The organism is Pseudomonas sp. 3HC3, from assembly GCF_044904505.1.
In the GTDB taxonomy this organism is placed as follows: Bacteria; Pseudomonadota; Gammaproteobacteria; order Pseudomonadales; family Pseudomonadaceae; genus Aquipseudomonas; species Aquipseudomonas putida_Y.
In genome coordinates, this window is the sequence record NZ_JADDRH010000030.1 from 22,068 (window position 1) to 34,286 (window position 12,219).

Below are 12,219 nucleotides of genomic sequence, written 5' to 3' on the forward strand. Positions count from 1 at the left end.
AGTGACATCATATTGATATCACACGATAAATTAATGGCGCCAATAAGTAGGCTGTTTGGCCTGCCTGGTTGTCCGAAGCAGGCCAAAACAATCCCGGTTAGATTGCAAACTCCACGGACTCGGCGGCTATGATGCCTTTGTACGCTGTGCCATGTTTCATTGCTCGGAAGCGATAAAGGCCCTTTGGTTCGTCGAGCATCATCTCGTCGACCTCATGCATGCCTTCGCGCAGGTCGGTGGGCTCGCCGAGGAACTTTTTCGAATCCAGCACCTGTCTGATAACTACAGACTTGGCTGTCTTATATTTATCAATTGTTGTCGGGTCTTCTGTTTTTGGGAGGTAGATCCAGCCGAATTTGCTTGCAGCAGTATTGATCAATGTGGCAGTGGCGGCAGTGGCGGCTAGGGTGGGAGTGTGAGGATTATTTTCGATCTCCTCGAAAAGCTCTACCCAGCGCTGCGTGATGGTTTCTGCATGGAAGCGTTCCATGTTGATAATGCCGGCCTTGCCCATGTTGATCGACAGCTCATGATTGCTCAGCAGTAGGCAGGTTTTTTCAATGAACTCTTTTTCAGTTTTTACGATAAAGCCGTCTACGCCATTTGTAATAATTTCTTTAGGGCCATAGTTGGTGTCTATCGATACCAGTGGTGTCCCGTAGGCAAGCGATTCGGCAAAGCTTACTCCAAAGCCTTCTGTGGCGGACATAGCCAAGCTGACGCTTGCGCGTCGGAAGATGCCTGACACGTCAGTGGCGAAGCCCATTAGCTTGATTGAGGTGTTAGCATTCAGCTTATCAATTTCAGCTTGAAGCTCATCTTTCTGTTCGCCAGATCCCCAGATTTCAAGTCGTGCATCAGGCAGGGTCTCTACAACTTTCGTAAAGGCCTTGATCATGTTCTTGATGCGCTTGATCGAATGTAGCCGTGCGACAATTACGGCAAGATTCTTCTCGCGAATAACCTCGCTCTGGCTTTCGGCTACATTAATAGGATTGCCAATGGCTCGGTATCTATCGCAAGGGAATTGCTCGGTCAGATCGGAAAGTTGGGCGTGGGTTAATAGTACCAGTCGATCGGCATTGGGGATGCTTTTGATGACGCCATGATATTTGGCGGCAACTTCGGACCCTGGGGTGTAGGGCTTCATCAGGTGGTTGCTGTGCATCATGAGCACTTTATGTGCTCCTTTGGTATCAACCATGCATATCGTTTCGGCCGCGTGAATCGCATCTGCGATCAAGTGGGTTGTTTCGTAGCTCTTGCTGATTTCATTCAGCCAGTAGGCTTGAAATGTCCTCAAAGAATTGAATTTCAGTGTGGGGGCTTTAGATTGAAAAAGCGCCGCCATTGCAAATTCGCCGTTGCCTTTATAGTATTCTTCAAGAAACAGCGTCTCATCGTCCGTGAAATAGCGTACCACTTTAACGTCTAATTGATTTATGTGCTCGGCACGTCGACGGACCTTGACCTTCACATGTTCAAGTGTGCTGCTGGTCGGGTTCTTTCGCAGCTTCCGTGCAAGTTCATTTTTTTCTGCGAACCATTTGTAAATATTTACAATACTGATTTCGCTGGAGATGCGCCCTTGTGCGACAAGGTTCTCGAAAGTTGTTTCAAGGTTGTCGTCATAAGAGAGGAGGGCCATCTTGGAATGAGTTTCTGGGCTTGCCAGAGCTTCAGTTCGGGTCAAGGAGACCCGTGTTACACCGCCTGCTTGTTCTCCCAGGCCGTACAGTACCGAAATGATTTGCTTCAATGTCTCGCCCCCTATTGAATTCTCGGCCGCATCCGTTCACGCCTTAAGAAGGGGTATTGTTACATGAAAGCTAGAAATGGCCTAGTGTGAATTTAGTCTTGAAAGCCGCGCTGATTGCAAGGTCGCGTGATGTTAAGGAGCTCAGGCTTCGTCTTGCTGAGGGAGGTGCAGTGCCCATCCGACCGCGGATGCTAGAAGTAGGAAAGTTGCAGAACAGGCGGCGATTAGCAGGGTGTTATATACAATGACTCCCATATCTTCCTCCTGGTTAAATGATAAGGGCTCGTTATCACTTTCTTTGCAGGGGTTGCTTGGGGTTACTTGTACAGTACTTTCGTGACTGAAATGTTTCTGCGTTCGTAGCTTTTCTCGGGTGGTTCGGGGCTGAGAATTCAAGCGGAGTGAAAGAAAGGGGGGGGTAGCGCTTTGGGTGGTGATCCTTCCTTGCGATGGGTGGCAGGGGTCTCCCTGCCGTACGGCAGGGAGAGTCGCACATATTATTGAACCCCAGCGGCGCGGCCCAGGACCATGGTCTGGACAATCGGTGTGATGATTTTTTGCCACTCGTACACGGCAGCATTAGTTACATAAATGGTGTCGTCAGGTTTGATGGCAATTTGCTTGGCATAGAAGATTGCAGCAGGATCACGCATGTTCAGGCGAAGTACGGTCGGCTTTGCAGTCGAGCCTTCGTTCATGCGGAACACGAATACACCTTCAGGGTTGGCATTCTGCTCGCGCAGGCCGCCGACGCTACCCAGTGCATCCAGCAAGGTGGTGTTCTGGCTTGGCAGGTCTTTCAGGCCTGGCTCGCTGACGGCGCCCATGGCAACAAAGCGCTGACGGGCGCGGTCAACCACAACCTCCGAGTTAGGGCGCAGCACCATGTTGTTGCCGGCCAGCACGTTCTCATAGTTAAGCTGTTGTACCTGGGTGCCATTGCGTACGGTGACGTTAACCAGGTGCGGTTCCATGACGGGGCCGCCTGCCTGGTTGATGGCGTCAAGCAGGGTGAGTGGCCCTTGCAGAGTGCTGAAACGGCCTGGCGTCTTTACTGCGCCAGCCACCAGTACCGAGCCCGACAGGTCGCCTACCAGTTCAACGTGGGTTTGCACGTCGGTGGTGATGCCCTTGAGTTGTCGGCGGATAAGGTTTTCAACCTGGTTCAGGGTCATGCCTGCAACAAATTGGCGGCCCACGTAAGGCAGCGAGAGCATGCCTTGAGCATCGATGCGCGTCTTCAGTTGAGTGCCGCCGGTAGCAAGCGGGGCAAACAGTGCGGAGCCCTCGGGTGCGGTATCGGCGATCAGCACATTGAGCACGTCGCCCTGCATCAGGCGAACTTCTGGCGACACAGGTTTAATCACCGTGGCCAATGCGGGCTGTTGAGCCTCGTGCATGTAAGGGGCGATGGTTTTGGCGTTGATGTCGACCAGGTTGTAAGCGTCGGTTTTGGCCTCGATCGCACCCTTGTACGGCCCAGCGCCGGACAGTGTGCCGCTGCAGCCGGCGAGGCCCAAGGTTGCCAGGGCGAGTGCTGCCAGCTTCAGGTTGAAGGTGCGAGAGACAGCAAGGGATTTAATCACGATGATCCTCGATCGAAGCCAGAATGAATCGGGTGATGCCATAAAGCATCAGCAGGCCCAGCAAAATGGTTGCCAGGTTGTACCAACGCTCCGGATACAGTGCTAATTGGGGGGTGTTGGGGCTAACTACGGTCACCAGGGTGCGAATTTTCTTGCTGGCTTCGACGCGTGCATTGTCCAGTGCGGCCACAGAGGCTTTATACGTTTCTTCAGCAATGCCGGCATCAAGTGTCAGTTGCTGGAAGCGCGATGCAACCACGTTCAGCTGCGAGCCGTTAGGGGACGATACCAGCAGGCGTTTTTCTTTGGCCAACTGCTGGGTGATCGCTTCGACTTTCTGCTTTTGCTGACGGATTTGCGGGGCATCACCGCGCAGCTTGAACGACATCTCGGTGAGGGCTGCTTGCTCTTTGGTGTACTGGCTCTCAAGGTCGGCGATGATTGTGGCGCGGCTTTGTGCGCTGTTGCCACCGTCCAGTACCTTGTTCTCATTCTGGAAGTTCAGAAGCTGGGTTTTGCGTGTGGCGTAGTTGATGCGCGCGGTTTCCAGTTCGCCTTGGGCGAACTTCATTTGCTCGCGGGCAATTCTGTGGCTGACTTCGTTGACGAAGTGCTCGCTTGCCTGAAGGATGACGCGCAGCATTTTCTCGGACAGTTCCGGTGTGAACGCCTGGACTTCGACGCGCAGCAGGCCGGTCGTTTCGTCGTAGTGGGCCGAAACCATACGCTGGTAGTACTTCAGCAGGTCTTCGCGAGCTGCGTCCTTGTTGAGCCAGAAGAATACGTCGCGACGTTGGGCTGCGTACTGCTCTACCCAGTGCAGGCGGTCCTCAAGCAGAAGCATCATGTCCGTCGACGTGATGTATTCGCGCAGGTACAGGGTTTCTTCTCGCGATGCCGGGTTGGCGCTGGTCAGTAAGGTTGCAAGGCCGGGCATCTGAGCGCCCTGATTACCGCCATCCTGGCGTACCACCACTTGGGCGGAGCTGACGAAGCGGTCTATGGCAAATACGCCGTAATAGACGCTTGCCAGGATCATTGGCAAGACCACCATGGCTATCGCCAGGCGCCAGCCCTTCTTGTTACCTGTGCTGCTCATAGTTGGATGCATCCTTGAAGTCGAACGGTGCTGCGTAATTGGAGTAAGTTGATCAGCTGTTGTAGGCCTTGATGCCTTCGGCAACGTCGTCATACACCTGGATGCCGCCGTTACGAACCAGCAGCACCACATCGCATAGCTTCTCGATCTCGGGCATGGAGTGAGAGACCAGTACGACGTTGGATTTCTGCAGCTTGTCTTTGAACACTTCGGCGCACTTGCGCTTGAACTGTGCATCGCCCACCGACATCACTTCGTCGATCAGGTAGTAGTCGAAGTCGAAGGCCATGCTCAAACCAAACGCTACGCGAGAGCGCATGCCGGAGGAGTAGGTCTTTATTGGCTCGTCGATCCAGTCACCGATCTCTGCGAATTCCTGCACGTAGCGGATCTTCTCGCGCATGGCTTCGCCCGTAGCGCCATAGACTCGGCAGACGAACTTGATGTTGTCGCGACCGGTCATGCTGCCCTGAAAGCCGCCTGTCAAACCGACCGGCCATGAAATGCTGCGGTCGGTAATGATTGTGCCGGAGTCGGGAACGTCTGCGCCGCCAAGCAGGCGCATGAGCGTGGACTTGCCGGCGCCATTGCGGCCGATCAAGCCAATGTTCTTGCCTGGCGGGATTGCCAGCGACAGGTTGCGAAAGACGTATCGGCGGCCATTCGGCGTGAGGTACGACTTGGTGACGTTTCTGAGCTCGAACACGTTTGGCCTGTACTTAACCGTTCTTGGTGGAAATCAGGTGCATCCTGCGAGCGCGGTAGGCGCCCAGCGACAGGAACAGCAATACCAGGGTAAAGCTGATGACGTAGGTCTCGGATACACCGTCGACCGGGGTGTAATGGGGCAGTACTTCTGCACGGATCAGTTCGAGAATGTGCAGGAATGGGTTGAGCAGCAGCACTGGCATCATTGCCTGCGGCAGGTAAGAGGCTGGAAGCAGTACGCCCGAGATGAAGTAGAGTGGGAAAAAGGCCATGCGAATGACGATTTTCACGCTGGGAAGGGCGTGGGTTATCAGGGCAAGGAGCATGCCCAGGCTAAAGGCGAATAGCAGGCCCAGCAGCAGGGTCGCGACCCACTCAAGAGGGCTGTGAATGGACATGTCGAAGCCATACCAGGCAAAGCCGAAGACCAAGATGGCGTATACCGTGGCGGCGATGCAGGTTTCGACAATGACGCGGGCCAGGTAGGTGTCCAGAGGCTTGATTTGCTTGTAGCCAAACAAGGAGCGGTTTTCCCTTAGGCTATCCATGAGCCGGAGGGCGGTATTTCGATAGAGCAGGAAGGGGGCCATGCCGACCAGGATGAACACCGGGTACTCGACGCCGGAGAGGGTGCGGCCACGTAGCATTGCAAACAGAAGGGAGAACACCAGCAGGTGAACGATGGGCTCAAGCAGCATCCAGAGCGCGCCCAGGCGACTTTTTCCAACCCGCGCACGGGCCTCGCGCAGGACTAGGGCGAAGATGACCGATTTCTGAATCTGCAGCGGGGAACGAGGCTTCAAAGTGGCAACCGCAAAGCAAAGCAGCGCGCCTGTGGCACGCCGGAATTCATCTTCAGGAAAGGAGCGCTGTTGCGACTGCGAGCGGAGTCTTCCGAATACTTCCCTGTTCTAAGGGGCGGAAGATTAAGCGTCAGAGGGCATAAGCGTCAAGCGAGCTGGGCCGAATCTCTGTGAAGGCTTGCTGCCGTTCGTCGATCACATGCTGGACAATGCGCCTCGACTCCTGCAACCGATTCTGGCTTGAGTGTGCCTGCAGCAACCTTGGCAGATGATCTCGCTCGAGCTCAACGCTATAGAGGTTGGAGGTTAGTGCAGTTAGGCAAGGACAGTTTCAGATGTTTTCAGGTTACGCCTTCGTCTTGGTCATTCGTATATCAGCCGTAATAGGGATGTTTTTCGTGTTCGCGATGCGTTGGGGCTGTATGTGCAATTCTGACAACCGGCCGAAGCCGCACGCATCGCCCGGCTTTGCTGGAATTAAATCAAGCGCAACGTTGACGACGAGTCGCAGCGTAATAGGTCGTTGCCGTATTGCTGCTGGTCGTTGCGCCAAAGAGTTTGGCGATGGGTGGGGTGCACGCATTTGCGATCACCCAGGCGCCTTTGATGCAGAGGCGAAAAAAGAAAAAAACAGGCAAAGGCGGCAGGTGATCATAAGCTGGAAGAGCGCTGGTTGGGGTTGGGCTGGTGATGCGGGCCCGCATGCTTGTGGCTTTTAATCGAGATTGTTGTTTGAACGATCCTACTCACCCCTGCACCGCCCATGCCTTGAATGCGAAACCCTGGCCCTAAGGTCAGGTTATCCATTCCCGAGGGGAAGTATCAAACGCGGGATAACCTGCGACACTGGCCGCGAACCCCATGTCTTAGCAGCAAAACCCGCAAAATTATGGCACTCTGCCAGGCCTCGCTAGCCTTCTGGCTTGACTTATACCCGTACCGTGGCATCTGCCCGGCACGCCTGCCTGACCGTGAAACGATGAACATCCCTAACTTCAAGAAGTTGTTTATGCCTGATATTTCAGCAGACGCAGCCAGCCTTATCCATGCCATAGCCTCTGCCACTGCGGTAATCGCTGCGCTGATCGCCGCCAGTGCGATGATCATTGCCCATATGACCTCGGATGTAAAAAACCAGCATGCCGACGTGCCCGTTTCGCGGGGTGCGCAGGCGGTTACTGTCGTCCAGGAGTCGGACGTGCAGGCCAGGCTGGAGATCGAGCAACTCATTGAGCAGAACGACGCGCTCAGGGCCGAACTGGAGCGCGAGAGGGCCGAGCGGTTGAAGTTGGAAGCCAGGCTGAAGCCCAGAACGCTGACGCCGCAGGCGCATGATGCATTCAAGGCATTGGCGGGCGAGCTGAAGGCTAAAACGCTGGTACCGGTGGTGTTGCTGAATATCCATAAAGATGACAAGGAAGCTGTGCGCTTTGCCAAGGAAATTGCCGTTGCGCTGACCAAGGCGGGTGTGCAGGTTCAGATCAAGCAGTTGCCCCTGCAAAAGCACAATACCGGTACCCAGGTGGTCGTTTATGCCGGGGTGGGCGGTGACGAGCTTGAGCAGGCGTTCAAGGCCGCTGATTTTGCTTCGGATATCAAACGCTCGACGCAGAGCCCGCGGGTGAAGGTGGATGATGGGGATGCGATTGCCATTTCGGCGTTTATCAGTGTTTATCCGCGAACGTTGATTTGAGGGGCGGGGCTGGAAGGGGTTTTGATTGTTTGCGGGATTGTTGTGGGTGGCACCGGCTGCGCCGGTGTTCGCGGGCACGCCCGCTCCCACAGTGTGGGCTTGCTCAATATAGGGGGCTCCCCTCGGCACGTCTGGCCTGATATTGCCCATTCCATCTGACTGCAAGCGAGGCATAGCCTCGCCCGGTCTCGCGTCATACCCTTCAGGCATGCCTGTTCTTCGCAATCTCGATGTCGTTCATCAGGGCTTTTGCGGTGGCCAGCAGGTAATCCGCTGCGCCCAGCATCTTGTGGTCATCTTCCATGTCGCCTTCGCGTACCAAGTGCTTGCAGTAGCCCAGCAGGACGGAGACGTGTTCATAGGCGTCATCGATGGGGACGCCGGGTTGGACGCGGAGCAGGTTCAGGGTGGGGTTGCCGGCTTCGAGGAAGGTTTCGATGCCTGCGGTGAGGAGGGGGGATTGGTTGTGGTTTTTCATGGTAGTTGCTCCTGATAGGTGGAACTGCCACGCAGATCTTTCTCACGGACCAGGGCGGCAGTCGTACACGGGGTGAGAAACCGAGGGAGCTACAAAGCTCGGCCAGACCGAAGTCTGCCCGCGTACGACTGCCATGACAGGCAAGCCAGGTAACTCGCATCAGGTTCTCACACCCGGTCACCAACATGGCGACCCGGTGACGTTATCCCTGAGGCATTTCCCCGACAATTCAGCTGCTTCTGACTGGTGTGTAGGATAGTTCGCTTGGTTGTCCGAGCTGAAGGGGTGGGGCAGGGTTTCAGGAAAGTCTGACGTGCGGAATGTGCATCCCAAGGCAAATCTCTTCGCCGTCATTTTTGACCGTTGTTGGGGTGGGTTTACACGCGGAAGGGGGGCTGCTGGCCAGTTTTTACTGGGTGTTCAGCGGTGCTGCGGCTACCGTATTCGCGGGTGAACCCGCTCCTACGCCGAGCGGGGGAGGCTCAGGTCGGGGTGGGGCTGCTGGCCAGTTTTTACTGGGGGGGGGGGTAGCGGGGCTGCGGCTACCGTATTCGCGGGTGAACCCGCTCCTACATTGAGCGGTGTGGGGTTTTCCAGGTGGCCAGGGCTTCGCGTATGCGCGCGCAGGCCTGGCCATCGCCATAGGGGTTATGGGCAAAGCTCATTTCGCGATACGCCGCCTCATCGGTCAGCAAGGTACTCAACGCCCGCACAATCGATGCCACTTCGGTGCCCACCAGCTTCACCGTACCTGCCGCTACGGCTTCTGGCCGCTCGGTTGTGTCGCGCATCACCAGCACCGGTTTGCCCAGGGCCGGCGCTTCCTCCTGAATGCCACCCGAGTCGGTCAGAATCACATAGGCCCGGGTCATGAGGTAAACGAACGGCAGGTAATCCAGCGGTTCGACAAGGTGGATGTTGTTCACATCCCCCAACAGCCGGTTGACCGGCTCGCGCACGTTGGGGTTGAGGTGTACCGGGTATACCACGTCCAACTCGGGGAATTGCCGCGCAGTCTGCACCAGGGCCTGGCAGATGCGCTCGAAGCCGCCACCAAAGTTCTCGCGCCGGTGGCCGGTGACCAGCAACAGCCGGCGTTCGGTTGCCAGGTAGCTGAACTGGCTGGCGAAACGAGCCTTCAGCGCGGGGTTTTGCAGCTTTTGCTCCACCTCCAGCAAGGCGTCGATCACGGTGTTGCCGGTGGTGAAGATGTGCGCCGGGTCGGTGCCTTCGCGCAACAGGTTGTCGCGCGAGGTGGGGGTGGGCGCAAAGTGTAGCGCGGCAAGGGCCCCGGTCAGGCGCCGGTTGCCTTCTTCGGGCCAGGGTGAATACAGGTTGTTGGTGCGCAGGCCGGCCTCTACATGGGCAATGGGGATTTGCTGGTAGTAAGCCGCCAGGCTGGTGGCAAAGGTGGTGGCGGTGTCGCCATGCACCAGCACCACGTCGGGCTTGAACGCGGCCAGCACCGGTCGGATGCCTTGCAAGATGGCAGTGGTCACACCGGTCAGGTCCTGGCCGGCTTTCATGATGTTCAAGTCGTAATCGGGGCTGATACCGAACAGCTCCAGCACCTGGTCGAGCATTTGCCGGTGCTGGCCGGTGGCGCACACGCGGGCTTCGAAGCGGTTGTCCTGCGCCAGTTGCAGGGCTAGCGGGGCCATCTTGATGGCTTCTGGGCGGGTACCGAAAACAGTCAGGGTCTTGAGGGGCACGGCAGTGATCCTCTTGCTCGGGTCCTTGAAGCAGGCCGGTGTCCATTGCTCAAGAAATCTAGCAGGCGGGCAATGGCGTGCCAGTTTGCCGGGGGGGATGCTTACCGACTGGGGGAGGGCCGTTTACCGGGTGAGCCTTGTTCGGCGGGCGTTGTAGGGCAATGGCCGGGCATGGGTGGGCAGCGGCTATCGGACAAACGGGGATATGGCTACAGGCACAGGGCCAGGGGCTTGTGCATTCAGGGCCGGGGCCGAACGGGGAGGAAACGGCGACGGTTGGTGGGTGGGCGAAGTTGAACGTTTTGCTGACCGATTCGGTAACCATTCGCCGGGGTGGTTGGGTATTGTGCGGCCGGGTTACCCGCTAGGGTTGGTTGCGCAGCCGAAGGAAAGCGGTTGCTGGAAAATGACCAACCCAAGGAGTGTTGACCATGCGCAATAACGTTCTGTCGTACCTGCTGCTGCCGCTGTTCGCCAGTTTGTCGTTCTCCCTTAGCGCCGCCCCGGCCAGCACCATGGCAGTGGCCGAACCGGTGCCGGTGGTGGCCCAGGCTCAGGCACAGCAGGCGCCGAGGCTGGACTTGAATACGGCGGATGCACTCACCCTGCAAAAGGAGCTGAATGGCATTGGCAAGGCCAAGGCGGAGGCTATCGTGGCCTACCGCGAGGCCAATGGGCCGTTTGCTTCGGTGGATGAGCTGCTGGAGATAAAGGGGATAGGCAATGCGTTGCTGGAGCGCAACCGGGACAAGGTGATGGTGGAGTAAGCGGGCAGGGGCCGGGGTGATGCCCTGGCCCGGCCTTTATGTGCCGGGAATGGGGGCTTCCACAGGCGCAGCGCCTGAAGGGCTGGGTGTTTTAACGGTCTTCTGCGTCCTTGGCATCCGCTTCGGCATTGCGCTCATGTACCTTGCGCAGTTGCTCTTCGGTCAGCGGCAGTTTTTTGGCCGTGTCGCGCAACATCATCAACCCGCCGACAATCGAGCCGAGGGCTATGATGAGTATCAGCCAGGCATACCAGGGCATTGTCGTTCTCCTCAAGTCGGGTCATGGGCAACGGTTACATGAATTTTGAGCAATTGCCCGTTCCGTTGGTTCAATTATAGGCGCCAGGCCGTGCTGGGCCAATTCCGTGACCTGCGGGCCCCCAAGCCTGCGTCACTTCGTTTACAATGCGCGCCGATTTCGACTTGCCAAGAGACCCTGCCCATGTCCGCCTGCCAGACGCCCCTGATCGTCGCCCTGGATTTCCCTACCCGTGAGGCCGCCCTGAAGCTGGCTGACCAGCTTGACCCTGCGCTGTGCCGGGTGAAGGTTGGCAAGGAGCTGTTCACCAGCAGCGCTTCGGGCATTGTCGAAACCCTGTGTGACAAGGGCTTCGAAGTGTTCCTGGACCTCAAGTTCCATGACATTCCCAACACCACCGCCATGGCGGTAAAGGCTGCGGCCGAGATGGGCGTGTGGATGGTCAACGTGCATTGCTCCGGTGGCCTGCGCATGATGGCGGCCTGCCGTGAAGAGCTGGCCAAGCGCAGCGGCCCGCAGCCGCTGCTGATTGGTGTGACCGTGCTGACCAGCATGGAGCGTGAAGACCTGGCCGGCATTGGCCTGGATATCGACCCCCAAGAGCAGGTGCTGCGTTTGGCGGCACTGGCGGAAAAAGCGGGGATGGACGGTTTGGTGTGCTCGGCGCTCGAGGCCCCGGCACTGAAGGCGGCGCACCCGTCGCTGCAATTGGTGACCCCGGGCATTCGCCCAGCGGGCAGCGCGCAGGATGATCAACGCCGTATCCTCACCCCGCGTCAGGCACTGGATGCAGGTTCGGATTACCTGGTGATCGGCCGGCCGATCAGCCAGGCGGCAGACCCTGCGCAAGCGTTGGCAGCGGTGGTGGCGGAGATCCGCGGGTAATTAACCTGCGGCTGTCCAGCAAGGGCCTGTGCCGAACCACCGATGCCTGTGTCGAACCCCTGATGTGGCTGCACCCCAGATCCGTGTGTAGGAGCGGGTTTACCCGCGAATACGGTAGCGGCGGCAACGGTGAACGGCCGGTGGAAATTGGCCGGCAGGCCCGGCCCTTTCGCGGGTGAACCCGCTCCTACGACGGGCTGTGCCCAGCCACCGATGTGTGTCCCCGCGAATACGGTGGCGGCGGCAACGGTGGGCGGCTGTTGGAAATTGGCCGGCAGGCCTGGCCCTTTCGCGGGTGAACCCGCTCCTACGACGGGCTGTGCCCAGCCACCGATGTGTGTCACCGCGAATACGGTGGCGGCGGCAACGGTGGGCGGCTGTTGGAAATTGGCCGGCAGGCCTGGCCCTTTCGCGGGTGAACCCGCTCCTACGACGGGCTGTGCCCAGCCACCGATGTGTGTCACCGCGAA

At 57.7% G+C, this 12,219-nt stretch carries 11 protein-coding genes; 3 read left to right on the forward strand and 8 right to left on the reverse strand.

What is annotated here, in order from left to right; all coding sequences use genetic code 11:
• Window positions 1-97 precede the first annotated feature (97 nt).
• From INQ47_RS24670 to INQ47_RS24690, 5 genes are all read right to left on the reverse strand, one after another.
• Window positions 98-1,759: a glycosyltransferase gene (locus tag INQ47_RS24670; protein ID WP_404702822.1), complete on the reverse strand. Its 1,662-nt coding sequence runs from the start codon at window positions 1,757-1,759 to the stop codon at window positions 98-100.
• A gap of 497 nt (window positions 1,760-2,256) precedes the next feature.
• On the reverse strand, window positions 2,257-3,345 hold the full coding sequence (locus tag INQ47_RS24675; RefSeq protein ID WP_392518980.1) for a polysaccharide biosynthesis/export family protein: 1,089 nt from the start codon (window positions 3,343-3,345) through the stop codon (window positions 2,257-2,259).
• On the reverse strand, window positions 3,338-4,444 hold the full coding sequence (locus INQ47_RS24680; protein ID WP_252458421.1) for an ABC transporter permease: 1,107 nt from the start codon (window positions 4,442-4,444) through the stop codon (window positions 3,338-3,340). The genes INQ47_RS24675 and INQ47_RS24680 overlap by 8 nt, the downstream gene beginning before the upstream one ends.
• Before the next feature lie 52 nt (window positions 4,445-4,496).
• Window positions 4,497-5,150, reverse strand: a complete 654-nt coding sequence (locus INQ47_RS24685; RefSeq protein WP_047605250.1) for an ABC transporter ATP-binding protein — start codon at window positions 5,148-5,150, stop codon at window positions 4,497-4,499.
• 13 nt (window positions 5,151-5,163) lie between these two features.
• The gene (locus tag INQ47_RS24690; RefSeq protein WP_179052354.1) at window positions 5,164-5,955 is read right to left on the reverse strand and encodes an ABC transporter permease; all 792 of its coding nucleotides are present in this window, start codon (window positions 5,953-5,955) and stop codon (window positions 5,164-5,166) included.
• A gap of 889 nt (window positions 5,956-6,844) precedes the next feature.
• Between INQ47_RS24690 and INQ47_RS24695 the strand changes: the two genes are divergently transcribed.
• A complete protein-coding gene (locus tag INQ47_RS24695; protein WP_404702824.1) occupies window positions 6,845-7,648 on the forward strand; it encodes a hypothetical protein in 804 nt (267 codons plus the stop codon).
• 202 nt (window positions 7,649-7,850) lie between these two features.
• Here INQ47_RS24695 and INQ47_RS24700 read toward each other — a convergent pair whose 3' ends face one another.
• Both INQ47_RS24700 and wecB read right to left on the reverse strand, forming a co-directional pair.
• Window positions 7,851-8,126 carry a DUF3077 domain-containing protein gene (locus tag INQ47_RS24700; protein ID WP_252458423.1) on the reverse strand — a complete coding sequence of 92 codons (276 nt, stop codon included), beginning with the start codon at window positions 8,124-8,126 and terminating at the stop codon, window positions 7,851-7,853.
• A 569-nt stretch (window positions 8,127-8,695) separates the two neighbouring features.
• Entirely contained in the window at window positions 8,696-9,838 is a 1,143-nt protein-coding gene (gene wecB, locus INQ47_RS24705; RefSeq protein WP_404702823.1) for a non-hydrolyzing UDP-N-acetylglucosamine 2-epimerase, read from the reverse strand.
• A 431-nt stretch (window positions 9,839-10,269) separates the two neighbouring features.
• On the opposite strand from wecB, the gene INQ47_RS24710 reads away from it, so the two are divergent.
• Entirely contained in the window at window positions 10,270-10,605 is a 336-nt protein-coding gene (locus INQ47_RS24710) for a helix-hairpin-helix domain-containing protein (RefSeq protein ID WP_019752969.1), read from the forward strand.
• 91 nt (window positions 10,606-10,696) lie between these two features.
• Here INQ47_RS24710 and INQ47_RS24715 read toward each other — a convergent pair whose 3' ends face one another.
• Window positions 10,697-10,864: a DUF2897 family protein gene (locus INQ47_RS24715; RefSeq protein ID WP_230064505.1), complete on the reverse strand. Its 168-nt coding sequence runs from the start codon at window positions 10,862-10,864 to the stop codon at window positions 10,697-10,699.
• A gap of 183 nt (window positions 10,865-11,047) precedes the next feature.
• Here INQ47_RS24715 and pyrF point away from each other — a divergent pair, with 183 nt between their 5' ends.
• Entirely contained in the window at window positions 11,048-11,749 is a 702-nt protein-coding gene (gene pyrF, locus INQ47_RS24720; RefSeq protein WP_186678047.1) for an orotidine-5'-phosphate decarboxylase, read from the forward strand.
• Window positions 11,750-12,219 lie beyond the last annotated feature (470 nt).

Bases quoted from the DNA above. Each gene is read 5' to 3' on its own strand.
- INQ47_RS24700 (WP_252458423.1), bottom strand. From the start codon at position 8,126: ATGAAAAACCACAACCAATCCCCCCTCCTCACCGCAGGCATCGAAACC.
- INQ47_RS24715 (WP_230064505.1), bottom strand. From the start codon at position 10,864: ATGCCCTGGTATGCCTGGCTGATACTCATCATAGCCCTCGGCTCGATT.
- INQ47_RS24680 (WP_252458421.1), bottom strand. From the start codon at position 4,444: ATGAGCAGCACAGGTAACAAGAAGGGCTGGCGCCTGGCGATAGCCATG.
- INQ47_RS24695 (WP_404702824.1), top strand. From the start codon at position 6,845: ATGGCACTCTGCCAGGCCTCGCTAGCCTTCTGGCTTGACTTATACCCG.
- pyrF (WP_186678047.1), top strand. From the start codon at position 11,048: ATGTCCGCCTGCCAGACGCCCCTGATCGTCGCCCTGGATTTCCCTACC.
- INQ47_RS24710 (WP_019752969.1), top strand. From the start codon at position 10,270: ATGCGCAATAACGTTCTGTCGTACCTGCTGCTGCCGCTGTTCGCCAGT.